The 23,809-nt window shown below is 68.1% G+C and carries 24 protein-coding genes and 1 pseudogene; 12 read left to right on the top strand and 13 right to left on the bottom strand.

From position 1 onward, the window contains the following. Window positions 1–224: 224 nt before the first annotated feature. Entirely contained in the window at window positions 225–707 is a 483-nt protein-coding gene (locus AC0Z36_RS26795; protein ID WP_485465639.1) for a MarR family winged helix-turn-helix transcriptional regulator, read from the bottom strand. Between the two features lie 197 nt (window positions 708–904). Between AC0Z36_RS26795 and AC0Z36_RS26790 the strand changes: the two are divergent. After that, window positions 905–1,258: pseudogene (locus tag AC0Z36_RS26790) on the top strand (dienelactone hydrolase family protein); the annotation flags it as partial. Window positions 1,259–1,670: 412 nt separating this feature from the next. Further along, window positions 1,671–2,915, top strand: a complete 1,245-nt coding sequence (locus tag AC0Z36_RS26785; RefSeq protein WP_485465638.1) for a hypothetical protein — start codon at window positions 1,671–1,673, stop codon at window positions 2,913–2,915. Window positions 2,916–2,993: 78 nt separating this feature from the next. Here the strand turns inward: AC0Z36_RS26785 and AC0Z36_RS26780 are convergent, their stop codons facing one another. Then, complete coding sequence (locus AC0Z36_RS26780) at window positions 2,994–3,560, bottom strand: TetR/AcrR family transcriptional regulator (protein WP_485465637.1); 567 nt, start codon at window positions 3,558–3,560, stop codon at window positions 2,994–2,996. Between the two features lie 91 nt (window positions 3,561–3,651). On the opposite strand from AC0Z36_RS26780, the gene AC0Z36_RS26775 reads away from it, so the two are divergent. Next, window positions 3,652–4,146 carry an FBP domain-containing protein gene (locus AC0Z36_RS26775; RefSeq protein WP_485465636.1) on the top strand — a complete coding sequence of 165 codons (495 nt, stop codon included), beginning with the start codon at window positions 3,652–3,654 and terminating at the stop codon, window positions 4,144–4,146. 50 nt (window positions 4,147–4,196) lie between these two features. On the opposite strand, the gene AC0Z36_RS26770 is transcribed toward AC0Z36_RS26775, so the two are convergent. Both AC0Z36_RS26770 and AC0Z36_RS26765 read right to left on the bottom strand, forming a co-directional pair. Beyond that, complete coding sequence (locus AC0Z36_RS26770) at window positions 4,197–5,072, bottom strand: PaaX family transcriptional regulator C-terminal domain-containing protein (RefSeq protein WP_485465635.1); 876 nt, start codon at window positions 5,070–5,072, stop codon at window positions 4,197–4,199. Between the two features lie 83 nt (window positions 5,073–5,155). Next, window positions 5,156–5,782, bottom strand: a complete 627-nt coding sequence (locus AC0Z36_RS26765; protein WP_485465634.1) for a GNAT family N-acetyltransferase — start codon at window positions 5,780–5,782, stop codon at window positions 5,156–5,158. 144 nt (window positions 5,783–5,926) lie between these two features. Here AC0Z36_RS26765 and AC0Z36_RS26760 point away from each other — a divergent pair, with 144 nt between their 5' ends. Next, window positions 5,927–6,994, top strand: a complete 1,068-nt coding sequence (locus tag AC0Z36_RS26760) for an alpha/beta hydrolase family protein (protein WP_485465633.1) — start codon at window positions 5,927–5,929, stop codon at window positions 6,992–6,994. 97 nt (window positions 6,995–7,091) lie between these two features. On the opposite strand, the gene AC0Z36_RS26755 is transcribed toward AC0Z36_RS26760, so the two are convergent. Continuing rightward, on the bottom strand, window positions 7,092–8,087 hold the full coding sequence (locus tag AC0Z36_RS26755) for an NADP-dependent oxidoreductase (RefSeq protein ID WP_485465632.1): 996 nt from the start codon (window positions 8,085–8,087) through the stop codon (window positions 7,092–7,094). A 126-nt stretch (window positions 8,088–8,213) separates the two neighbouring features. On the opposite strand from AC0Z36_RS26755, the gene AC0Z36_RS26750 reads away from it, so the two are divergent. Together AC0Z36_RS26750 and AC0Z36_RS26745 are read left to right on the top strand one after the other, a co-directional pair. Continuing rightward, window positions 8,214–9,197, top strand: coding sequence for a GlxA family transcriptional regulator (locus AC0Z36_RS26750; protein WP_485465631.1), 984 nt, complete (start codon window positions 8,214–8,216; stop codon window positions 9,195–9,197). A gap of 140 nt (window positions 9,198–9,337) precedes the next feature. Beyond that, window positions 9,338–9,790 carry a VOC family protein gene (locus tag AC0Z36_RS26745; protein WP_485465630.1) on the top strand — a complete coding sequence of 151 codons (453 nt, stop codon included), beginning with the start codon at window positions 9,338–9,340 and terminating at the stop codon, window positions 9,788–9,790. Between the two features lie 62 nt (window positions 9,791–9,852). Here the strand turns inward: AC0Z36_RS26745 and AC0Z36_RS26740 are convergent, their stop codons facing one another. Continuing rightward, window positions 9,853–10,095 (bottom strand): hypothetical protein, encoded by a 243-nt coding sequence (locus AC0Z36_RS26740; protein ID WP_485465629.1) that lies wholly within the window; start codon window positions 10,093–10,095, stop codon window positions 9,853–9,855. 269 nt (window positions 10,096–10,364) lie between these two features. After that, the gene (locus tag AC0Z36_RS26735) at window positions 10,365–11,168 is read right to left on the bottom strand and encodes a hypothetical protein (RefSeq protein WP_485465628.1); all 804 of its coding nucleotides are present in this window, start codon (window positions 11,166–11,168) and stop codon (window positions 10,365–10,367) included. A 689-nt stretch (window positions 11,169–11,857) separates the two neighbouring features. On the opposite strand from AC0Z36_RS26735, the gene AC0Z36_RS26730 reads away from it, so the two are divergent. Continuing rightward, on the top strand, window positions 11,858–12,394 hold the full coding sequence (locus AC0Z36_RS26730) for a hypothetical protein (protein WP_485465627.1): 537 nt from the start codon (window positions 11,858–11,860) through the stop codon (window positions 12,392–12,394). Between the two features lie 468 nt (window positions 12,395–12,862). Here the strand turns inward: AC0Z36_RS26730 and AC0Z36_RS26725 are convergent, their stop codons facing one another. Both AC0Z36_RS26725 and AC0Z36_RS26720 read right to left on the bottom strand, forming a co-directional pair. Then, window positions 12,863–14,086 (bottom strand): phosphodiester glycosidase family protein, encoded by a 1,224-nt coding sequence (locus AC0Z36_RS26725; RefSeq protein WP_485465626.1) that lies wholly within the window; start codon window positions 14,084–14,086, stop codon window positions 12,863–12,865. A gap of 482 nt (window positions 14,087–14,568) precedes the next feature. After that, complete coding sequence (locus tag AC0Z36_RS26720) at window positions 14,569–15,654, bottom strand: DNA alkylation repair protein (protein ID WP_485465625.1); 1,086 nt, start codon at window positions 15,652–15,654, stop codon at window positions 14,569–14,571. Window positions 15,655–15,902: 248 nt separating this feature from the next. On the opposite strand from AC0Z36_RS26720, the gene AC0Z36_RS26715 reads away from it, so the two are divergent. Continuing rightward, window positions 15,903–16,418, top strand: coding sequence for an amidohydrolase family protein (locus AC0Z36_RS26715; protein WP_485465624.1), 516 nt, complete (start codon window positions 15,903–15,905; stop codon window positions 16,416–16,418). A 109-nt stretch (window positions 16,419–16,527) separates the two neighbouring features. Here AC0Z36_RS26715 and AC0Z36_RS26710 read toward each other — a convergent pair whose 3' ends face one another. The 3 genes from AC0Z36_RS26710 to AC0Z36_RS26700 form a co-directional block, all read right to left on the bottom strand. Continuing rightward, window positions 16,528–16,698 (bottom strand): hypothetical protein, encoded by a 171-nt coding sequence (locus tag AC0Z36_RS26710; RefSeq protein WP_485465623.1) that lies wholly within the window; start codon window positions 16,696–16,698, stop codon window positions 16,528–16,530. 5 nt (window positions 16,699–16,703) lie between these two features. After that, a complete protein-coding gene (locus tag AC0Z36_RS26705) occupies window positions 16,704–18,005 on the bottom strand; it encodes a glycosyltransferase family 2 protein (protein ID WP_485465622.1) in 1,302 nt (433 codons plus the stop codon). 392 nt (window positions 18,006–18,397) lie between these two features. Then, entirely contained in the window at window positions 18,398–19,012 is a 615-nt protein-coding gene (locus tag AC0Z36_RS26700; RefSeq protein WP_485465621.1) for a DUF2867 domain-containing protein, read from the bottom strand. A 96-nt stretch (window positions 19,013–19,108) separates the two neighbouring features. On the opposite strand from AC0Z36_RS26700, the gene AC0Z36_RS26695 reads away from it, so the two are divergent. Continuing rightward, complete coding sequence (locus tag AC0Z36_RS26695; protein WP_485465620.1) at window positions 19,109–19,666, top strand: TetR/AcrR family transcriptional regulator; 558 nt, start codon at window positions 19,109–19,111, stop codon at window positions 19,664–19,666. 106 nt (window positions 19,667–19,772) lie between these two features. Here the strand turns inward: AC0Z36_RS26695 and AC0Z36_RS26690 are convergent, their stop codons facing one another. After that, complete coding sequence (locus tag AC0Z36_RS26690) at window positions 19,773–21,050, bottom strand: hypothetical protein (RefSeq protein WP_485465619.1); 1,278 nt, start codon at window positions 21,048–21,050, stop codon at window positions 19,773–19,775. A gap of 482 nt (window positions 21,051–21,532) precedes the next feature. Here AC0Z36_RS26690 and AC0Z36_RS26685 point away from each other — a divergent pair, with 482 nt between their 5' ends. From AC0Z36_RS26685 to AC0Z36_RS26675, 3 genes are all read left to right on the top strand, one after another. Next, on the top strand, window positions 21,533–22,321 hold the full coding sequence (locus AC0Z36_RS26685) for an ABC transporter ATP-binding protein (RefSeq protein ID WP_485465618.1): 789 nt from the start codon (window positions 21,533–21,535) through the stop codon (window positions 22,319–22,321). A 163-nt stretch (window positions 22,322–22,484) separates the two neighbouring features. Further along, a complete protein-coding gene (locus AC0Z36_RS26680) occupies window positions 22,485–23,210 on the top strand; it encodes a hypothetical protein (protein WP_485465617.1) in 726 nt (241 codons plus the stop codon). Beyond that, window positions 23,189–23,395 (top strand): FtsX-like permease family protein, encoded by a 207-nt coding sequence (locus tag AC0Z36_RS26675; RefSeq protein WP_485465640.1) that lies wholly within the window; start codon window positions 23,189–23,191, stop codon window positions 23,393–23,395. The genes AC0Z36_RS26680 and AC0Z36_RS26675 overlap by 22 nt, the downstream gene beginning before the upstream one ends. The last annotated feature ends 414 nt before the right edge of the window (window positions 23,396–23,809 follow it).

Genomic DNA, 23,809 nt, shown 5'->3' with positions numbered 1-23,809 from the left:
GAAGACAGGATGGGTGAGGGCCGCGCGGGCCCAGTTGATCGTCACACATCACAAGCTCGCGCGGCTCTTGTCGTTGGCGCAGGAAAACGCCTCAATCGTTATTCAGACCCAGGTCGTAAGCGGCGATCCAGTTCCGCCAGGGGAAATCCGTCCGCGGCGTTCCGGTGCCCTTCGTAGACAGTCGCCTCGATCCCCGCGTTGATGCCGGATGCGACTGCTCGGGGTCAGGAGGCCGGGGCGTGGTGGTCCAGCAAGCGGGTGAGCAACCGCGCGAACTGGTCGCGTTCGGCCGGACTCAGCGGCGCGAGCAGTTCGTCGTGGAGGTCGTCCAGGACCTTGTCGAGGCTGCGTAGGTGACGGCGGCCTTTGGCGGAGATCGTGATGATGTTGCGGCGCCGGTCGTCGGGATCCGGTGCCCGCTCGATGAGGTCACGCTCGACCAGTTCGTTGAGCACGCCGACCATGTCGCTGCGGTAGATGCCGGTGCGCCCGCTCAGCGCCGCTTGGCTGCCCGGCCCGAAATCCTGCAGGGAGGCGAGCGCGGCGTAGTGCCACTTGCGGGCGTCGGCCTGGGCCAGCCCCGCGGTTATCAGCCGGTCCGACCGCACGGACAACTGCGACAACAGCCGGCTCGTCCGTCGGCGCAGCCTGTCGGGTGTCTTGAGCGCGCCGTCGTCGGGCACGTCCGCGGCTTCGGTTCTGATCATGGCGCCAATCCTGCCCATTGCGTTAGTCCAACTAACGATATACGTTCACTCGCACCGAGAACGTTAGTGCAACAAACAGTGCGGCAAACGTTGATCGAGTGAACTCCAAGGAAGGAAGACCTTGCCCACCAAGATGCTGTGGATTCCCACCGGGGACGGCCAGGCCGACGCTTTCGCCGCCTTCCCCGACGGCGGCGGGCGGCGCCTGGGCGATGCGCACCGCAGCGGCCCACCCCGACCAGGTGGCGGCCGTCGCCGTGTTCCACCCCGGCTTCCTGGTCACCGACGCGCCCGACAGTCCGCACCGTCTCTTCCCCGGGCTCACCGCCCAGGTCCACCTCGGCCTGTCCGAAAACGACATGTCGCCCGAGACCGTCAGTGAGCTCAACCAGGCCCTGGACGCCGCAGGTGTCGGCTACACCACCGAGATCTACCCCGGCACCGTCCACGGCTTCACCATGTCCGACACCGACGCCTTCAACCCCTCCGGTCTGCAGCGGCACTGGGACCGGCTGCTCCCCCTCCTCGACCGCACCCTGGCCGACAGCTGAGGCGCCGACGCGGAAGCCAAGCTGAAAATACCCGGCTCCGGAGCCCTCAGCTCACCGGCCGGCCGCAAAGCAGCGGCCGAGACCCGGTGGCCGTGGTCAGGCGTTCACTGCCGCCGCATTTGCCATGCCGCGGTCTTCTCCCCCGAGGTCGCCTGCCCCAGCTGTGACAATGCCGGCCCCGTGCCCGCCGCACGGGCCGCGCTCGCTGCCGGTGGCCGCCGCCGGCTGACACTGGCCGAGTGCGGTCGCTGAAGAAGCGCAGCCCTGCGGCAGCGGGCCGACAAGAAGTGGGGTAACGGGTTCCGGTGCGCGCACTTTCGGGTGCGGATTCGGAATCTCCGGACGGTGACCTCCAAGATATGAAACGGTCTCGTTGCAGAATGTGACAGCCCGGACCTGTCGAGGAGTCAGGATGTCGAAACCAAACCCGGCCTCCGCGCAGAGTGCGGCCCCGCCGCGCTCCGCTGGGCTGTGGGGCGTCCGCATCGTCGCCCAGGCTCCAGCCCGAACCACAGATGCCGACCACCCCCCGGCCGGCGCACACCAGCAGTCCCGGCCGCGGCCTCGTCCGCAGGACCCCGTGCCGACCGTGCGGCTTCCCGAGCGCGTCAAGCCCGCGGCGGGCACGAACTCCGGTGCCCTGACAGCCTCGCAGGCACTCGACGCCCGGCAGCTGATGGACCTGATCGCCGCGCGCGCCCCCGCCGGACCCGGGCCGCAGGGCAGGATCCTCGCCTGGATGTGCGCGGTCCGCGCAGCCCGCACGGGAACCGCCAGGCTCGGCCCGCAGGACCTCGGCGGCCTGCGCCTGGACGACCCCCGGACGACCCTGGACGCGTTGGTCGCCTCGGGCTGGCTGGGTGCCGACGTCGAAGCGCTTCTCGCGGCCGACCCGAAGGACCCGGGCAGCGTCACCGTGCCCGATTTCGCCGACAATCCGCTGCGGTTGGGCAAACAGCCCCGTACGCGGATCTCGGGGTGGGGTTCGAAGGCCCTCGGGCACAAGAAGCTGCGCAAACAGCCTGCGGAGGTGCGCCTCGCGGCGCTGTATCTCGCGGCGCACGCCGAACCGGGCGGCCGGATCGACGTCCCCGCCGGTGCGCTGGCCGCGTTCTGCGCGCTCCCTGAACCGGCTGAAGGACCAACCGCAATCGTGTCCGTCCTCGCGGACACGGGGTTCCTCACCGACGGTGCCACGGTCGAAGACGGGCGCGTACGGGTTCACCTGGGCGAAAGCGCCCAGCAGTTGGCGCCGCTCAAAGCTCCTCCTGCCGGTGGTGCGGCAAAACCGCCGTCGGCACTGCCGGCCGGGCAGTCCACCCAGCTCCGGGCCACCGACCCGCACCGGACCAGGGTCTGGCATACGGGCATGCCCACTACGCAGGCGGAGCGGGCCGAGCGGCTGGTGCAGGACCGGGGCTGGTCGATCTGCGAACGCGTCGAGCATTTCCGTACGCTCTATGGTCGATTTCCGTCCCGGGACGAACTCGCGCTGACCCTCGGCTGGCAACACGGCACTCCGGTCTCCGAGGCACTGCGTCTGCTGGCGGACCAGGGCTGGCTGGTGACGGAAGCGGACACCGGGCGCTACACCCCCGGCCCGCTCTTCACCGACTCCGCCGGGGCGGAACCCGCCCCGGAAAGCCCAAGACCGTGACAGCGGAGGCGCCTACTGGTGGGGCTCCCCGGCCTGTCCTGAGCACAGTGAACGAGCGGCAGCGGGACTGACACACACTCAGGACGGCCAGTGCTCCAGTGCGACGTGCAGCGCGTCGACGGCCCGCTCCCAGGACGCCTGGACGGCGCGCGGGTGCCCGAACCCGCCACTGACTTCGAGGCTGATGTAACCGTGGAAGGTGCTGCGCAGCAGGCGCACCGCGTCGGTGAGGTCCGGCTCGTCCAGCCCGTAGGCGCGCAGCATCGCGTAGGTGATCTCGGCGGTGCGGTGGTAGGCGGCGGACTCGGCGGTGACGGTGGGGTCGAGCTGGATGTGGGTCGATGCGTAGCGGCCCGGGTGGTTCAGCGCGTAAGTCCGGTAGGCGTTGGCGAACGCGGTCAGGGCGTCCTTGCCTGACCGGCCGGCGACCGCGGCGGCGATGCGGTCGATCATCTCACCGGCGGCGAGGAGCGCGATCCGCGCCCGGAGGTCTGAGACGTTCTTGATGTGGGAGTAGAGGCTGGCGTCCTTGACGCCGAAGCTCCGGGCCAGCGCGGACACGGTGATGTTGTCGAACCCGACGTCGTCCGCGAGTTCCGCCGCCGCCTGGACCACCCGGTCAGTTGTCAGACCCGCACGAACCATGCGCCACCTCCCCCGGACCATAACCTAGAGCATCTAGGTAGGGGCCTAATATACGTTGCTCCAAGGTTCGGGCGCTGTTAGTTTTCGGAACATGAAGCCAGTAACTGAGCAAGACATCCGCGCGTCGTTCATCAATTGCTCCAAGGGGGAGGCCAAGCGTTTGGCGGTCCCCCGGGACCTCGGCGAACGCCCCTGGGATGACCTGGACTTCCTGGGGTGGAGTGACCCCGGGGCGCCTGGCCGCAACTATCTCGCCACCGAACACGAGGGCGAACTCATCAGCGTGGAGCTCCGCTTCCCCGCTCAGCAGCGCGGCTATCTCCACCGCAGCATGTGCTCTTTGTGCCTGACCACACACCCGGGCAGCGGAGTCTCACTGATGACGGCCGGCAAAGCGGGCAAGGCCGGCCGGGAGGGCAATTCGGTCGGGCTGTACATGTGCACCGACCTGGCCTGCTCCCTGTACGTACGGGGCAAGAAGGTCGCAGCCCCAGGCGCGCGCTTCGACGAGACCCTCACCGTGGACGAGCAGATCGTACGCACCAGGGCCAATCTGTCCGGCTTCCTGGGCAAGCTGTTCGCATGAACCGCGGCTGGAACGGGGTGGCGGTCTTGACTGCCACCCCGCACGCAAACTCACCCGTGGCCGGCGCTCCCCCGCGCGGCTTCCCGGGTGACGTCGCCGTAGAGCCGGAAGATCCGCGGCCCGGCCGCGCTTCCCGACCGCTCGTCGAGCGCTGACCAGCAACGGGCGAGGAGCCCGCGCGCCCGAGCACCCGCCCAGGCCCGGGGCAGCAACTCCGGTGGGAGCAGCGGGTCCGGCTCTATGGCGCGGGTGAATTCGGCGGCGAGCTCAACGGCGATAGTGAGCAGTTCCGCCGGCGGGACCGCACCGCCGAGGCGGTCCAACCGGGGTTGCGCGACGGCACTGAGCCGCAGATACCGGTCGGCGATCGCCTGCTGCGGCCAGAGCAGTGCGGCCAGTTCGACGGGGTCCCGCACGTCCCCGCGCCGCAAGTCGACCGTACTGAAAAAAGTGACCCCGCTGAGGACCCCGAGACGGCGTGCTTCAGCCTCAACGAGGGGTTCCCAGGCGTTCGCGCTGACGTAGAGTCCGCCTTGCAGCAGGGCTCCGCCGAGGTGGACGACTGAGTCCCGCAGCGCATCCCGGGCCGCGCGCGAAGACTCAGGCACCGCGAAGGCGGCGACGTGCCAGACGCCGTCCCAGGGGGCGAGTCCCGCGTCCTGCCGGAAGGCGTGCCGGACGAATCCGATGTCGAGCGAACCGGACCGGGCTGTCTCCGCGGTCGCGCGCAGGTGTGCTCTGCGCCCACGGCCCTCGTGGGTGAAACTGCCGTCGGCCACCAGCCGTTTGACGCACAGGCGTACCTGCTGGTCGGTCATGCCGAGGATGGCGGCGACGTCGTAGAGTTCGCCCGCGTCGACGGTCAGGTCCTCGCGGACCAGTGCGTGGACGAGTGTGCGGGTGGGCACGTCGACCCGTTCGGCCACAGCCGCAGCAGCAGCCGCGGTTGACGCGTCCGGGGTAGCGGCGGACGGCCTGTCCGCAGTCGGTCCGGCAACCTGACGCCCGGTCACCGGCCTACCGCCCGGCGCATCGTCGTCGCCGCCCCGAACCCGAGCAGGCCGCGGAGGTAGGGCGTCTGTTCGGTCCGTACGGCCGTGAAACCGCGTCGTTCGTACAGCGCCCTGGCCCGCGGGTTCGTGTCGATCACGTCCAGCCTGATCTCCCGGCACCCGTGCTCCGCCGCGACAGCCGCCACCTCCTCGATGAGCAGACTTCCCACGCCCCGGCCGCGCACCCGCGGGTCCACGGCGATGCCGTCCATGACAAGCTGCCCGGCGGCCGGACGGCGTTCGAACAGGGCGAGGATCAGGAGCCGGTGCAGGCCCTTGAGATGTCCGTACGCCCGCAGCACATCGGCGGCCGAGCCGCCGGTCAGCGCCCGGCCCGCGTGCTGATAGCCGGCGAGGCCGACGAGTTCCCCGTCGAGGAGCGCGCACACCGCGCGGTCGGCGTTGAGGTGGTCGGTGATGAACGCGACCGCCTTGTCCGGCGGGTTCAGCGCGGGGCCGAGCTTGCGGCCGAACGCCTCCCAGTACAGCTCGGCCGCCCGGCGTCCGGCTCCGGCGGGGATGCCCCGCCGGAGGACCACGCGCCCGGTGTCCGCCGCGTCCTTGGCCAAAGCTTCCCCGTCCAAAGCTTCTCTGTCCAAAGCTTCTCTGTCCAAAGCTTCTCTGTCCAAAGCTTCCCCGTCCATGCTGCGCCGCCTCTCATCGTCATTCCCCCGGCAATCCAAAACTATCACTTTGGAAACGATCGTACGGCATGCAATAGTTTTGGCGTGACTCGAACCCTGGGAAATGACCCCGCGCAGTCCACGAAGAAACCCCGGCGCCGCTGGCTGCGCATCGCCGTCTGGACACTCGTCCCGGCCCTGCTCGCGGCCGTCGGGCTCACCAGCGTCGTGCTGTGGCAGAACAACTACGACATGAAGGAACAACACGTTTCCATCCGCTGGGAAGGACGCACCCTCAACGGCGTGCTCACCACACCTGGAGACAGCCGCAAGCAACACGGCCTGGTGGTGTTCATCCACGGCGACGGCCCCGTCAACGCCACCCACGACGACGGCTACAAGCCCATGTGGGAGGCCTACGCCCAGGCCGGCTACGCGTCCTTGTCCTGGGACAAGCCCGCAGACTGGCTCAGCCAGTCCATGCAGGACCGGGCCGACGAAGCTACCGCCGCCATCGCCTGGGCCCGCGCCCGCCCCGACATCGACGGCGACCGGATCGGCCTGTGGGGCGCCAGCCAGGCGGGCTGGGTGCTGCCGAAGGTCGCCGCGAAGACCCGCGTGAGCTTTGTGCTCGCGCTCTCCCCCGCGGTCAACTGGCTGCGGCAGGGGCGTTACAACCTGCTCGCTGAACTGCGCCGCGACGGAGCGTCAACGGCCCGTACGGAAAAGGAAGTGGCCAGGAGCGACACCACCCGCCGCCTCCTGGACCAGCAAGCGCCGTTCGCGGAGTACGTCAGGACCCTGGGCGGCCCGGGCGGTCTGACCGCGGACCGCTGGGGTTTCATCGCGAGGAACTACACCGCGGACGCGACGGCCGAGCTGCGCGCGCTGCGCGGCGTGCCGGTGGATCTGGTCCTCGCGGGCCACGACATCAACGTGGACGTCGCCGAGACGGAGGCCGTCTACCGCCGGGAACTGGACGGCGGCGGCGCGCTGACGGTCCATCACTACCCGGACGCGGCACATTCGTTGGTCAAGGACTCGGTCGAGAGGTCGGACCTCAAGCTCACGCTCACCGCATTGTTCGCGCCGCGCTCACTGTTCGCGGAAGGGTTCCTCAAAGACCAAAAACAGTTCCTGCGCGGGCTCGGCGGTAAGCCCTCTCGGCAGTAAGGCTTGCGGGCACTGTGATCGTCGGGTGCGGAACACCGCGGAAACCCGGGTGCCCCGCACCCGACGGTCACATTGCCGCGAACCCACTCCCCGCCGCTCAGCCGATGACAGTGGGCTGGATGACAGTGGACTCGATGACAGTCGGCCCGATGACAGCGGGCTCGATGACAGTGAGCACGATCTTCCCGGCCGTCCGCCCCGTCGCAGTGATCTCGTGGGCCTTCGCGGCCTGCTCCAGCGGCAGCACCGTATCGATCTCCACCCGCAGCTTGCCGGACTCGACCAGCGCGGTGAGCTCCTTCAGCCCGGAGTGGTCGGGCTCGACGATCGTGAACCCCGCCCGCAGCCCGGCCTCCCTGGCCTCGTCCGCCAGATAGGCCTCGGCCAGTGAGGCGATCGAGACGAGGATGCCGCCGGGGCGCAGCGTCTTGAGCGAGCGCGGCCCGTAGTCGCCGCCGATGGTGTCGAGCACGACATCGACATCGCCGACAACCTCGGAAAAATCGACCTGGGTGTAGTCGACGACCTCGTCAGCGCCAAGACCGCGCACGAAGTCGTGCTTGACCGAGCGGGCCGTGCCGATGACATACGCCCCGCGCGCCTTGGCGATCTGTACGGCGAGGTGGCCGACACCACCGGCGGCGGAGTGGATCAGGACGCGCTGTCCGGGCTGCACATCGGCGGTGTCCACCAGGGACTGCCACGCGGTGAGCCCGGCCAGCGGCAGTGCCGCGGCCTGCACGTGGGAGATCCCGGCCGGCTTGCGGGCGAGATGCCGGGCCGGGGAGGTCAGGAACTCCGCGTAGGCGCCCGCCGCGTACGGAAGCCTCGGCATGCCGTAGACCTCGTCACCGATCTGATACATCGTCACACCGACTCCGACGGCCTCAACAACCCCGGAAACGTCCCAGCCGAGCCGCACCGGATAGTCCTGCAGGAGCCCGCCGGTGGCCCGGTGCCACAAGTCGGTCGGGTTGACCCCGGCGGCATGGACGCGGACGAGCACTTCGGAAGGCCCGGGAGCCGGGCGTTCCACCTCGACGACCTTGAGCACGTCGGGTCCGCCGAGGGTGTCCTGGCCGATGGCACGCATAGTCAAAATCCTTTGTCCGTACGGTTTACCCCGGGCGTCTTGCCGCTGGCGGTGTGCGACCAAGACTGCTCGGTCGGCCGACGCCCATCGAGTGGCCGGACAGCCAACATGTGTAAGGATCTGGCCATGCATCGAGTCGTAGTGCTGGCCCTGGACGGCGTCTATCCGTTCGAAATGAGCATTCCTGTACGTATCTTCGGCACCGCGGCGGGAGAACACGGCGAGCCGCTGTACGAGGTGATCACCTGCACTCTCGACGGCGGCCCTGTGCAGACGAGCGCCGACTTCGCCATCGCCGTGCATCATGGGGCCGAGGCCCTGGAGACGGCGGACACCCTGGTGATCCCGCCGTTCACCTGCGCCCCCGCGGCGGACCGGACCTGGCTGGCCGGACCACTGGCCGCGGCGCTCGGCAGCCTGCGGCCCGACGCGCGCATCGTGTCGATCTGCACCGCGTCGTACGTTCTGGCCGCCGCCGGCCTGCTCGACGGCCGCGCGGCGACCACCCACTGGAACGGCGCCGAGGAGTTCCAGCGACTGTTCCCGAAGGTCAAACTCAACGCGGACGTGCTCTTCGTGGACGATGGGAATGTCCTCACGGCAGCGGGCGTCGCCGCCGGAATCGACCTGTGCATGCACCTGCTGCGCCGGGACCACGGCAGCGAGGTCGCCAACCGGGTCGCACGCTTGTGCGTCGTGCCGCCGTGGCGTGAGGGCGGCCAGGCCCAGTTCATCGAACGCCCGGTGCCCGAGCCTGCGGAGGCCACCACCTCCGCGACCCGCGACTGGGCGCTGGAGCAGCTACACCGGCCACTGTCGTTGACCGAACTCGCGGACCACGCGCGGATGAGCGTCCGTACGTTCACCCGGCGTTTCCGCGACGAGGTGGGCCTGACCCCCGGTCAGTGGCTGACCCGGCAGCGGGTCGAGCACGCGCGCCGCCTCCTGGAGACGACCGACCTGTCGGTGGACCGCGTCGCGGGCGCGGCGGGCTTCGGCACCGGCGCCTCGTTGCGGCAGCACCTGGTGGCGACGGTCGGGGTCCCGCCGACGGCTTACCGGCAGACGTTCCGTACGGACGGCTGTACGCCGGCTGGGACACGCCGGTGACGGACCTGCCGCCCTGCCTGGTCGGCAGAGCCTGGGCGCGTGGGCGCGTGGGCGCGTGGGCGCGTGGGCGCGTGGGCGCGGGCGACCGTGGATTCCGGTCTTGCCGGGCACCGCACGGGACGGCCGATATAACTGGTTACATGACATTGAGCTGGAAATTGGTCATCGACAGTACGAACGCGCCCACCCTCGCGGACTTCTGGGCCGCGGCGCTGGGCTACGCGGTGGACGATCCCAGCGCTCTCATCGGGCAGCTGCTGACCGCCGGCCATATCAGCGAGGAAGCCGTCGTCGAGCACGGCGGTCACAGGATCTTCCGCGGGTATGCCGCGATCCGGCACCCCGAGGACCCGTTCGATGCGACCAGCGGCGTCGGGCAGGGGCGTCGGCTGCTCTTCCAGGATGTACCCGAGGGCAAGGTCGGCAAGAACCGTCTCCACCTTGATGTCCACGGTGAGCCCGGCGGGCTCGACAAACTGGTGGCCCGGCTGGAGGCCCTGAGCGCGACCCGTGTCCGCGAGGTGGACCATGGACCCGCCGGACACTGGTGGGTCATGCGGGACCCGGAGGGCAACGAGTTCTGCGTTCAATAACTCGTTGGTCGCGTGGTTCTGGCTTGTGAAGCTGGGTGGCGTTTTCACTGCTCAGAGCGTGTTTAGCCAAGTGCCGTGTGGTGTCCCTTGGCGCACGGTCCAGAGTCATCGGTCCACCGGCTGTCCGCTGAAGGGGTGCCGGCCGGGCTGAGGTAGCGCGTACTCCACGTACAGCACATGCCAGTGTCCGCGGTGAAGACGGCGTCGTCCGCCGTGAGTTCGTCGATGACCGAGGCCAGCTGCTCGGGGTGGACCGGCCGCTGCTTGGCGATGTTGACGTTGTACGTCTCGACCCCGTGTTCCACCGCCCGCTCCACACGACCACCCTCATCCGCATGCGCTTTGCCCCGGCCACCCGTTCCTACGTGGCCCGACGAACGACCGGGGGCAAGACGTCCAGGGACGCCCAGCGGTGCCTGAAACGCCCGATCGCCCGCCAACTCTTCAAGGCTTCTCGAAGGATCCGAGCTTCTCGAACGATCCGAACGATCCGAACAGCCGGTTGACGCTGACCGTCCCAAAATTGGTCAAACAGCCTGACGCGGTATAGCAGCCTCAGGCTGTGGGGCGGGGGTTATTTGATCCAGCCGGCGGTGCGGGCGGTTTCGGTGGCTTTGCTCTCGGCCTGGTCGGCTTTGTTGCGTGCGTCGGTGTCGTCGGTGGCTTTGAAGGCGGCGAGGGCGGCCTCAGCGGCTTGTACGTCGGCTTCCATGTCTTCCGAAATGGGTCCGTCGGGTGTTAGTGCCTGGAGGGCGCCCTGGTCGCAGGGTGTCGCCCGGGTGACGCCCGCTGCGGCGACGCAGGCGGTGTAGCGGGCGGCCAGGGCAGCGAGTTTCGCGTCACGTACGGCGGGGGTCAGGTCCTGGTCGTTGTGGGGGTCCTGCGGCCGGCCGCCCTGCAGCACGTTGAGATAATCCGTCATCTGCTCTGAGGTCGCGGGGCTGGCCTTGCCGAGGTCTCCGGTAACGGTGACGCCGCTGTTGCACAGGGCTCCGCCGGCGCGTGCGGCCAGTACGCAGGCGTCCAGGGCTGCCTCGCGGGCCTGGTCGGCGGAGGCCTGGGCGGCCGGGGAGATGGGGGTGCCCGGATCAGTGAACAGGTCTTTGCGGTTCCCCGGTGCCACCCCGATGTCCTCCTTCGGGTTGAACGGGGTGGTCCGGCTGATATGGAGGCTGATGCGTGAATCTGCGCTATCGGCGCGGGCGGTGTGGCAGGCGTCGATGGCCTGTGGGTTGCCAGTGGCGGCCAATTCCTGGTCCGCGGTGCACAGAGCGGCAAGCGCGGTCGGGGCCGTGCCGTGCGCCCAGGTGGCGGGCAGGGTGAGGCCGGCGGCCAGGGCCAGGGACACGGCGGCGGTCAGACGCAGAGCAGGGAGCATGACAGCGGAGCCTTCCATAGATGCGAGATCACATTACGTATGTATTTAACGCATACACGGATAAAAGACGCGCGGCGAGGCAGGGCTCCACGCCCGCACGCCCGCACGCCCGCCCGCACGCCCGCCGGGACCGGCGCGACCCGACAGCCCGGACCTCGTCCACCACGCCCGGGGGCGGGATTATCACGTTCCGACTCTGTCCCGTAATCGGTGGTAGCGGTGCGATATCACCTGTCAAGCCGAGGCGCGCTTGAAGTCAACGCCCTTGCGGGTGTGGTGTTTTCGAGGTTTTCCGCTTTGCCCGTCGGGAGTGCGGCGGTCGAGGGCGGCATGGTCCGGATGGTGGCGCGCACTCGGGATCGTCCAACTGCGGGAGGAGGCCAGGTGGGCCCAGGCTGCGCCGGCGCGGGCCGCGACGGTCGATGATCGCGGCGGGGAGCTCCGCCGGAGAAACTCAAGGACGACGCGCCCGAGGGCGACAGGCAGGCCTGGAGCTCACCCGCACCTTCCGCTTGCGAACGCGAACTGTGTGTGATCACATGGAAGCTCAAAGTGCTCGCCTCGACCTGGGGGCCCACTGCTCGGCCTGTCGATTGCCGATGGTGACCGACTGGGCTTCCCCTCCTCGATCGCAACGGCCGCAATCAGGTCGGCACTCCGCCAGCCCGTATCCCAACCTGGAGGTTGTCATGCGTAAGCTTTTCGTCACTCTGCTCGGTGCCGCATTCGTGGCCACACTGCCCTCCCTCGCTATTGCTTCGGCGGTCGACGAGTCGCCTGCGGCGCGGGCCGAAAGGATCGAGCAACTGGAGACTCAGGAGAACGAGTCAAAGTGGGCACAGATCGCCGATTTCATCTGCGCGAACGAGGACTACCCTCTGAATACGCTGGAGGGCCTCGATGAGGCGTTCCGGATTTCACCGCTGGAATTTACCAGCGACCCCCTGGACGCTGCCCGCAGCGCAGTTTTCGACCCTGCTGGTCAATACGCAGCCCCGGCAGGGGCGACCGAGGAGCAAAAGCTCAATCACTACCGCCACAAGATCTGCGACAGCGCAGAAGTCAAAGCAGAATGGCGAAACTCGATCAGCGTGTTCAACGAGAAATTTGGAACAAAGATGAAATCCGGATTGGACAGCGACGACGCCATCAAGGAGGTGTACGAAAAGAAGATGGACGCTTATCTTAAGATCGTGAAGGAAACCGAGACTTCACCGGGTGTGTGACCTTAACGGCTGATCTTGGTTGTTGAGGTTCAGCCTCGATCCATCGCGTGATGATCGGTCCGGTCGACGCCGGCGCGCTCTCGGACCGGGAGATGCGACCTGCCGGATGGATGTCAGCGGGGACGACAGTGACGGGCCGTCAGCTGCGGGATGGTCCGCGCTGGTACGCCCGTCGGTGCCGTCCCCGCCACCACCGACAGTTCCGCCAACGCACGTGGCTGCCAACGGGCTGCTGGGTGAGCTGGTCGCAGGTCGGCAGGTTCCGCTCGGACGCCGCGTTCGCCTCCTTCGCAGGCGCAGCACCGATCCCCGCGGCCTCCAGACTGACCGACCGACACCGCCTTAAGCAGCTTGACGCGGTATAGCAGCCTCAGGGCCACCAGGCCCGAGGGCACCGACTGACCGCTGATGAGGGGCCCGACGGTCACCCGGCCCGACGCAACACCAAACCGGCCGGAGGCCGGGCCGCTACTGCGGTGCGAAGACCCCCAGCCCGTTGGGGACCGCGCGTTCCGCGCCCTGGTCGAGGTTGTTGCGCACCGCGACGGCACCCGTCGCCGGGTCACGCGCGACCAGCGTCGAGGAGCCGCCGCCGTCGAGGAACACCGCGTCGGTGGACCCGATGTCCCGCATCAGCGCGGCGAGTTCGCCCATCGTCAGCCCGGCTGATGTCCCGCCCCTGCCGTCCGTCGCCATCAGGTGGACCGCGCGTCCGCCGTCCGCGAAGCCCACGGCGGTACGCGGCTCGGCGGTGACCGTGTCCAAGCCGGGGAACGGCCGCCCGTCCCGCAGCATCGGCGACGCCCCGAGCGCGAACCGGAAAGGCACACCCCCCGAGGCCTCAAGCCGGTAGTCGACCTCCACCGGATCACCGACCGCGAACGAGCACAGTCGCCCGGCGCCGTCCTCCCGGCCCAGCAGCACCACGTCGCCCTCCGGAACCACCCCCTGTCCCGCGTGGTCGGTGACGGCCGTGATCCGGCCCTGACGCGCTGTCGCCTCGCAGACACGCGAACTGCACGGCGCCGCCCGGTCATCGTCGGTCCCGCAGCTCGCGCGCACCCGCGAGGCCGCACCCCAGTCGGCGGTGAACGCGCCGATACCGTCGACGGGCAGCGCGTACTGGTTCAGGCCCCGCAGCGGCACCGACCACGACGCGGCGCGCACCTGCCCGTGCAACACGAGGCGATCCAGCCGCAGTACGCCGTCGACACCCTCGCCGATGACGTCCTCGGTCGTGGTGCCCGCAGGCATCGTCCAGCCGAACCGCTGCCCCTTCCCGACCGCGGCCTTGACCGCACGCCCGTCCACGACGACGGGACCGACCGCGGACCCGGTCGCCGCGACTCCAGGATGCTGCGACTCCAGCATGTTGAAGAAGTCACCGTTCACGGCCGCCGCCGCCCCGCGCGCACCTGCCATGCCCGACATCGGGCCCCGTGCCGAGACGTGCCCTGCGTTCAGGACGTCCAACGCCACACCGGGCTGACGCAAGTCCACCGTCACCAGGTGACCGTGCACCACCCCGTGCGAGGCGTCCACGTCGAAGGGCCGGTACGTCACACCCCGCGCCACGACACTCTCCACGCCGAACCCGGGGCCCGCCACATGGGCACGGACAGGGGCGGCGTACGCGGAACCGAGCCCCGCCACCGCACCCAGCACACCGCCCCACAATGCGAGCGCTGTCACCCGCCGCGTCACCCGCGCACCCGCATCAACCCGCACCCCAGCGCTCCTGAACACACCACACCCAACGACCCCAACGACCCGGACGGCCCGGCGGCTTCAGGAGCCGTACCACCCCTCACCCGATCGAAACGGTTGTTCGCCTGTCCAGGCTAGTGCTGAGTTCCGCTTTGGGTGGGTAAGTAGTGGTCGAACAGTGCTGTTTCGGCTGCTCGGGGGCGAGTGTTGTGCCGAACTATCTGATGGTCAGTCAGATACGGCCTGCGACCCTGCCGCGCGCCCCCCCCACTCGGACCGGCCATTCCTTGGCCAGTCGGAGCTTGAATGATGGTGTGCTGAATATCGAATTCCGACACCCAGCACACCATCATCGTCGCCGTCGCCGTCGCCGTCGCCGTCGCCGTCGCCGTCGCCGTCGCCGTCGCCGTCGCCGTCGCCGTCGCCGCCACCGCCACCGCCACCGCCACCAGTGACCCGTGGAGCCCTCAGCCCGCCTCGAAGTCCAGCCGGAACTCCACCCGCCCGTACCGCGCCCCGTTCACCTGGACCTCGATGCCGTGCTCGCCGGGGTAGTGGACGCGCGTGGCCAACTGCCGAAAGGCGTGGCTGCGTTCGATCACAGCGACCGCACCGGGTTCGAGGGTGCGGGTGGTCAGTTTGAAGACCTTGGGCGCCAGCGTGCCGTTGGCCTTGAGGTAGTGGACGACGTAGTCCACAGCAAGCCGGACGGCCACGTCCCCGCAGTTGGTAAGTGTGATGGAGAACGGCAGTTTGCCGCCGAGCAGGACACTGTCGGCGGTCAGCACGGGCCCCGTGACCTCCAACTGCGCGGGCGGGACAAAACCGAGGAGGCGCAGCGCGTCGGGGTCACCGTTTTTCACCAGGGTGCGGAGGCCGTGCCGTACGGCCTTGACAGTGTTGTCGTCCGGACGCGCCAGCCAGCGCGCCGCGGTGGTGACGGCCAGCCCGGGGTCTTTCCGGCTGATGTCGTTGAGGTGGTTCGCGACGGAGCGGCGGACGTACTCCGACGGGTCCCGGTAGAGCGCGTCGAGCACAGGCAGCGCCGCGTGCGGATCGGCGGTCAGCGCGGGGACGCGCCGGGCCCACGGAAGCAGCGGCCGGGTGCCCTCGCTGGCGAGGCGGCGGACGTGTTCGTCCGGGTGGGACGTCCACGTGCGGACGATGGCGAGCGTGCCGTCCAGGTCTGCGTCAAGGAACGTCCGGAGGGCGAACTCCCCGGTCAGCAGCGGTGTAAGCGCGGTCATGAGGTCGAGTCCGTCAGCAAGCCGGCCGCCGGAGACCGCCCGCACCGCGAGAGCTTCGGAGACGGGCCAGATCATCCAGCCGGTGAACTCGGGATCTTCCAAGGCCGTACGGAGGACTGCCGCGAACGCCGGGTAGTCGTCGGGCAGGTCGGCGAGCAGAGCGTCGCGTACGGCCCGGGTGCGTTCGCTGAGGCTGAGCCCGTCGAAGGTCTTGACGGCCGCGCGCACGGCGGGGAGCGGCCCGTCCAGGCACGTGATCAGTTTCCGGACTTCGGCGGCGTTGAGCAGTTCGTCGGCGGCGGGCATGGGGTGGCGCCTCTCCTCGGTCGGTTCGCTGGTCTGAGCAGCGCCACATGATCGCCGGTGGCGGATGGCGGAATCCGCGCGGGCCGGCCGGACCACAGTGCGCCGCCAGGTCAACGCCTGCGCCAGACAGGCCCAGGTTTGGCCGGTCCCCGCTGCGGAGCTGCGCGCCGTCGTCGCGCCTGGGGACTTTGGTCCTGTAGTTCCGGGTCCTCCGACCTCCGACATCCATACGACAACGTATGGATGGTATGCCCTTACCCGACACATTCGTTGCTGATGTGGCGGGCCGCCGGACCGGCCGCCTGTCGGTTGCCGCCACGACCGCGGCGAGCCCCAGCCGCTCGGAGAACATCTCCCCCACCGGCTGGGCAATAACCCGGCAGATGGTCTACACGGCGCACCACGACGCGCCCGTGGCACTGCCCGACTCGATCGCGATCCTGTCCAGCCAGGTCACACGGGTCTCCCGGACAGGCGAAATCATCGGCCCGCAGCACCGGGTGTCGGCGCTGGACGCGGTCAAGTCCATCACCATCAACGCGGCCTACCAGCATTCCGAAGAAGCCACCAAGGGCAGCATCGAGGTGGGCAAGCTCGCCGACCTGGTGATTCTCAGCGCGAACCCGCTGACGGTGCCGCCGAAGAGCATCAAGCACATCACCGTCGTGGAGACCGTCAAGGCGGGCCGGACCGTGCACCCGCCGATGGCGCTGCACGCCGTGCCCGACCACGGAATCCTGATCACCCCGCCGTCGCACTGCTGATGGTGCGGTTTTAGTTCTGGATCGAAGAGTGGTAGATGTCGATTTCCGACATCCACCATTCTTTAATCAATTTATTCCAGCGTACGGATAACCCGCAGGCGCAGGCTGCCTACCGGCGGCGGTGGCGGGCGGGCCTGCGCGCCGGGACGAGCCGCTTGAGCGCCAGGCCCGCACTGAGCAGCGTGAACGCGGCCACGAAGGCCCAGGCGGCGTTGAGCCCCGTGGCGGCCAGGGACCCCGCGGTCCCCGCGGCTGCGGCTCCGGTACTGACGTTGTACATGCGGGTCACCAATTCCTTTTCTTGTTACGGAGCGAGTCCCAGAAGGCCTTGCCCTGCGCTGCTTGGAGAAAGAGGTCGAAGACCATCTCGACGAAGATCAACGCGCCGAGGAACATCTGCGCGGGACCGCGCTGACGTACCGTCACGCAGCGTTCGGCCGCGAAGACCACGGTCACGGCCAGCCACAGCGGGCGCAGCGTGAGGCCGCCGTCGACGACGAGCGAGTACACGACCGAGCTGAGGTAGACGCAGATCACCAACAGGCCGATGAATGAAAGGAGTTGACGCCCCCAGTAGGCCCGGGTGATGCGCGTCCAGCCGTAGTCGCCAAGGTTCTCCAGGGCACCGCGCTTCCAGCGCAGACGCTGGTTGAACAGTTCGCGCCACGTGCCCATGACCTCCGTCTGGAGCGTGCACGGCGGCGGGCAGACGATCCGCAGCCCGCGGTGCAGGATGGCGAGGGTGAGTTCGTTGTCCTCGGTCAGGACCCGCGTGTCGTACACGTGGGCGCCGCCCGGGAGTTCACCCGTACGGCGGGCTTCGACGACCTCGTGCAGGGTGAGCGCGCGGAACAGCGTCGCGGTGCCGGTGAGGACGAGCGCCTGGCCCTGGAGGCGGTTGACGTCGCGGACGTACCTGGCGTACTCGTTGCGCTGCAGCATGCCGACGAACCCGCCGCCGGGCTTGCCGGTGAACGTGCCGCCGACGGCCGCGTACCTGCCGGTGGCCAGCAACTTCAGGCTGTGACTGAGGAACTCGGGGGCGAGGGTGGAGTCGGCGTCCATGACCAGGAGCGCGTCGTCCGCGTCCAGGCCCGGGAGCAGCCGGTCGATGACCTGGTTCAGGCCGCCGGCCTTCTTGTGCTTGTTGTCGACCGTTTCGTAGACCTCGACGCCCAGGCCGCGGGCGATCTCGACGGTCCGGTCGGAGCAGTTGTCGGCGATGACGATGATCCGCTCGGGCGGCCGTATCTGGCCGAGCAGGGATCCGACCGTCTCGGCTATCTGGGCTTCCTCGTTGTGCGCCGGGACCAGTGCGGTGATGCGCATCCGGGTTCCGTCGGCGGCGGGGAGAGAGCGCTTCCGGTCGGGCATCGGCCGCAGCCGGAGGTGTTCGGCGGGCCTGGGCTTGCGCGTCGGCACCGACACCACGTCGACCGGGCGGCGGGGGCGCGGGAGGACAGCGGTTCCGGTCGGCGCGGTTCCGGTCGGTGACGTGTCGACCGGTGACGTGTCGACCGGTGACGTGTCGACTGGTGACGTGTCGACTGGTGCGGAGGCGCGCGGAAGCAGGGTGGTGCCGGTCATGGGGTCCATCGCAGATCGGTCGGTCAGGGGTGTTGGCCGGCCGTGTCCGCGCTGGTGTCAGGGCAGCGCGCAGTTCCGTACGCGGAACGCACGGTTCACCTGGTGGAGGTTGGTCCGTCCGGTCGGGCCCCGAACCCGACCGAACCATGGTCACATGGCTAAAGTCTTACCAAACCCCACAAAGGTCACCTTATTGATCAACTAAAGCCTCTCCTCCTTCATCACCAGGAACAATGCGCAACCACCGACACTCGAATGTGTCGGGACTCACATGCGGTGGCGTATGGAAGAGCGGCCGGAGGAGCGGCCGGACCGGAATGCCGTACTGCGCCTGACCGCCGCGTGCCGGTGGAATTTCTGATCCGCCGCGGCAGGTGCCGACGTCCGCCCGGTTACCCCGCGCTCCTTGCGGCGGCACCCGCCTGCCACTGGCGTCCGATCGCCCGGAGCAGCGCCGGATACACCCCCAGGTACCGGAAGGGCTTGATGCCCGCCATGTACGCGGCGCCGAGCAGGCCGTTCGGCTTCACCAGGACGGCCATCTGGCCGCAATAGCCGCCGGCCCCGTCCGGGACCCAGCCGATGTGCATCACCCCGTGCATGGTCCGGTTGGCTATTTCGGCCGCCCACTCGTCGTGCGCCTGGTAGACGGAGGTGAACGGGACCGCACGGAAGTCGGGGCCCCGGGGGCCCTCGCGCAGGTCCGCGGGCAGCCGGTCCCGCAGCGTCCGCACCCGGGTGCCGATGCCGCCGTCGGGCTTGTCCCAGCCGAGCAGTCCCCCGAGCTTCCAGCGGGCCGCGAAGAGCAGGCGCGGCACCGCCGAGGAGACGTGGGCTCCGTCGCCCCGGCCCTCTCCACCGCCGTTCGCGAACTGGCGCACCAGGAGCGCGAGGTCGTCGGGGCCGCCGGGTGTCGGCAGCGCCCAAACGTCCTCGACGTGGAAGTCGCGGGTGATCTCGTGGATCCGCCAGGGACGGGAGGTGTGCGCGGTTTTGCTGAGTCTCATGACCGGGCTCCTATCTATACGATGCCGTACAGATCGAGGCTAGACCCATCTATACGCCCCCGTATAGATAAAGGGAGGCATGAGAGGAGACACACCATGGGCGCGACCCGCACACCTCGCGGCAAATGGATCGAGGAGGGACTGCGGGCGCTCTCCGCCGGCGGCCCGGAGGCCGTCCGGATCGAGTCGCTGGCGCAGGCGCTCGGCGTCAGCAAGGGCGGCTTCTACGGGTACTTCGCCAACCGGGGCGCGCTGCTCACCGAGATGCTCGACGTGTGGGAGCGCGCGGTCACCGAGGCGGTGATCGAGCGGGTCGAGAGCGGCGGCGGGGACGCCAGGGCCAAACTGGAGCGGCTGTTCACGATCGCCGCGTCCGGCGACAGTCCGCTGACGGGCACCACCGCCGACCTCGCGATCCGCGACTGGGCCAGGCGCGACGAGGCCGTCGCACGGCGGCTGCGCCACGCCGACAACCGGCGCATGGAGTACCTGCGCTCATTGTTCGGCTCGTTCTGCGCCGACCCGGACGACGTGGAGGTCCGCTGCATGCTCGCCTTCTCCCTGCGGATCGGCAACCACTTCATCGCCGCCGACCACGGCGCGCACAGCCGCGCGGACGTGCTGGGGCTTACCAGGAAGTGGCTCCTGAGATAGCAGCCTCCCACCTGGCCCCCGCGAAGCTCGGCTGCTTCGCTGACGCGCCAGGGCGCCGTAGCCGGTGTCGCGGGGGCCCGCCGGCTGGTGCACCCGGTCGTGAGGCTCAGTGCGGGTCGCCCGGCACCCGTCCGCCGATGGCCCGGAGGGAGGGCGCGAGGTACCGCCACCGGGGAACGAGGAACACCACGGCCACGGCGAGGTAGACGTAGGTGAGGACCTGGCGGGAACTCTCGTCGGGTAGCAGGAACTGGACGGCGAAGAGGGCGAAGAGCCCGACTGCCTCCCAGACACGGAACCGGAGATCGAGGAGGACGACGACCGCGAGAACCGTCTGAGCGGCGGTCAGGGCCACTTCGTCGACCTGGCGCTCGACGAGGGGAAGCCCGCTGCCGCTGCCGCCGCCGAGCATGTAGGCGACGGGCAGCAGACCCACCAGGAGAGTCCACTGGTTGACCTTGCTGGACAGCAACGTGCCCAGTCCGTCGTCGCCGCGCAGCCTCCAGGCGAAGACCACGGCGACAATCAACTCAGGGGCCTCGGTGGCAAGGGGCGCCAGCCACTGGACGAGGAGAAAGCGGTCGATGCCCAGGGAATCGCCCGCGTTCACCAGGGAATTGGCGAACGGCTCCGCCGACATGAAGATCACTGTTGCGGCTGCGATGAACAGCGCCGCGGTGGTGAAACGCCTTCTGGACGTGGTCAGTTGGGCGAGCCGGGCAGGGACGCCGACGAACTCCTCGACCTGTTCGCTACTGCACCGGCCGATACGCCACAGGTAGTAGACGTACCAAGGAACAAGGAAGACCGGTACGTACCAGGCGATCTCCCGGGTGAAGGGCATGATGAAGGCGAAGATCGCCGCGACGGCCAGGAAGCCGATGTCGATCCGCCGGTGTGGCTGGAGGGTGATGTCCTTTTGCTGCGGCGCGGCGTCGTCCCCGGCCCGGCGAAGTGCCCGCCGGGCCGCGAGGTAGCCCGCGCCGGCGACCAGCGGCCACCCCACCCCGATGAGGAGTCGGTTGGCACCCGTCATGTTCGCGGCGGCGTATGCGGCGTTCTCCGGCACGGTGCCGGCGCTGTAGGCGAAATACAGATCTACCGCGTACTCCGGGAGCACGGCGATGAAGGCCAGCAGCGCGAGGGCCAGCGCACCGGAGATGTCCGCCCGCGCGGTCTCCGCCGCCCACATCAACAGCAGCGCGGCGGCCAGCACCCCCAGGCCGAAGACCAGCATGCCGGTGACGGCTCCCACTTCGGTGCCCGTCAAGCGGAGCACCACGGCGGGAGCGGCTGCGAGCAGGGTGATCAGGATCCGGGTGCGTACCGCTCCCGGAGTGGGAACAACCGGCGGGGCAGGGAGCAGAAGAGGAGCGGTCGTCACAGGGGCATCCTTGAGTCCGGAACATGCGCGAATGGATGGAGGACTTGCCTCCTGCGTGCACTGCGCCCCTGGCGATAGGGGCCTCCATGCGCGGGCACGGCGTCTTCATGACGAGGAGGCACGAGGGCGATGGCCTCGCCGTCGTGCCTCCTCACTGCTTGCCTGAGCTCCGTACGGTGAGCACGGACACCAAGGCGGCGAACCAGGCGTAAAAGAATGCGACGCCAATAAACACTACGCCGAGTCCCGCGGTTACCAGCATGGCCACCACGGCGACCGATGGATTTCGGGAACCGCGGTTCGGGCCAGCAGGAGATAAAAAGCGAGACGAGGATCGGTTCTCGTTTGCCACAGAGGTCTCTCCCGGTTCGGAACTTGTTCACAGCTTCGCCAACGGTTGCACACCTGTTAGATCCTTGCAATAAATACGTTTAAAGGATGCCGATCTGGCCTATACGCTTCTCTTCCATCCAAGGGATATCATGTCAGTAACTCAGGGCTCTGCGCCCTCCCCGACGGCTGGAGTTACTGCGGAGGCCGAAGGGCTGGGCAGAATCTACGACGCGGGAGAGAACCGAGTCGTTACGCTGAACGAGGTATCGGTCCGCTTTCAGCGGGGCGAGTTTGTAGCGATCATGGGGCCTTCGGGCTCCGGTAAATCCACACTCATGCACTGCCTGGCAGGGCTGGACTCGATCAGTGCCGGGTCAGCGAGAATCAGTGACACCGATCTGGGCCAATTGAGTGACGATGAGCTTACTCGACTGCGCAGGGATCGGATCGGTTTCATTTTTCAGGCGTTCAATTTGCTGCCAACACTGACAGCGCTGGAGAACATCACACTTCCCCTGGATATCGCGGGCCGCAAACCCGACCCTGAATGGCTGGCGAAGGTCATCGCCGCGGCGGGTCTTGCGGACCGGCTCGGCCACCGCCCGACTCAGCTGTCCGGCGGCCAGCAGCAGCGGGTGGCCCGCGCCCATGCCACCCGACCGGACATCATTTTCGCGGACGAGCCCACAGGCAACCTCGATTCCCACTCGGGTGCCGAGGTGCTGCGGTTCCTCAGGAACTCGGTCGTCGAGGCCGGCCAGACGGTCGTTATCGTGACCCACGACCCGGTGGCCGCGTCCTACGCTAATCGGGTCCTGTTCCTTTCCGACGGCCGGATCATCGACGAAATGCCGGACCCGACGGTGGAAGCGGTGTTGGAACGAATGAAACGGTTCGACTCGCAAAACAGCCCCCGCGCCGAAATACGCCAGAGCTGATGCTGCGTATCTCACTGCGAAATCTGGCAGCCAATAAACTTCGTCTGGTGTTGACGGCTATCACCATCGTCTTGAGTCTCTCGGTGGTGTCAACTCGTTTGTAGCCGGGGCGCTGATTTTCGGGGATTCGGTACGTACGGCGTACGACAAGCAGACATCGACCATGAATCAGGGAATTTCTGTCAAGATCGAGAAAATCCAGAGCACCGGGGATCCGGAGGAAACTCAAGGACACGCCCCGGAAGGGAACCTCGATCAGAAATTTCCGGACAGCATCCGCGCCCTACCCGCGGCAGCATCGGCACGGGGCTACCTGGAGAACACCGATGTCTTCCTGCTCGACAAGAACCGCAAGGTCGTCAAGCGAAGCTCTGCGGACTCCATCGGCGTGAACTATGAGCCGGGCGACAACGGCCAGGACTCGCTCCAGCCGCTTGTCGAAGGCAAAGCCCCACACGGCGCGCTGGAGGTGGCCATCAGTCGGCGCGCCGCCGACAAGGCGGGCTATTCCGTGAACGACATGGCGTGGATCGCGCTCAATGGAAAAGTGATCCAGGCCAGGATTGCCGGAATTTTCACCACCACCGACAACCGCGAGGCAACGGGGCTCTCTTCATCGCTTTCGATGCCGCCACCGCCCGGCAGTTTTTCCGTGACGAAAGTGATGTCGGGAATTGATTTGATGTCATCACCGTACGGGCGGCGGACAATTCTTCGCCGACCGCGCTCGCCAATGCCATTCGGCCACTGCTGCCCAATGGTGCGACAATGGACACGGCTGATCAACTCGCCCAGGATGCCACTGAGCGAGCGAAAGTGGACAGCGCATCAGTCAAACAGATCCTGTTGGCATTCGCCGCGTTGGCAATGTTCATTTCCGCCTTCCTGATTGCCAACACTTTCAACATGGCGGTCGCACAGCGCACTCGAGAAATCACCCTTCTGCGTGCCATCGGTGCCACGTACCGGCAGGTATCTCGGATGATTTATCTGGGGCGGCGGCTCTGGGGCTGGCGTGTGGGATCGTCGGTTTTGGTCTGGGGATCGGGGTTGCGGCCCTGTTCAACACCGTGATGTCCGCGAGCGGAAGCGAACTGCCGCCGCTCGCCCTTACCGTCGACCCCTTGGTCGCGCTGTACGCAGGGCTGATGCAAGTTCGGATGACCTGGGGAAGTTGCTGGTCAGGGGCACCGTGACCTGAAGAGCCGAAGTCCCGTTGGAGCAGGACAGAGTGCCAACTCGCCTGCGAAGAACGGAACTTCGGCCATTTCGTATCCTGCCGCATTCATCTGCTCACACTCCGTGACCACCGGCGATGATCCGGAAGTGTTCGACTCCCGGAACCGCCGGGCCGGCGCTGGCCACTGCCGCTGGTCCTGCTCGCCGCGCAGGTGGCGGTGATCGCGGGTGCCAAGTCCTACGCGGCCATCGCCGGATGGCTGTGGCGCAGCTCCCAGGACGCCCGTGCCCGCCTGGGCTTCGCCGCGA

The sequence above is a fragment of the Kitasatospora sp. UYEF31 genome (assembly GCF_057291755.1).
This window is presented reverse-complemented; position numbering and strand designations above follow the sequence as displayed.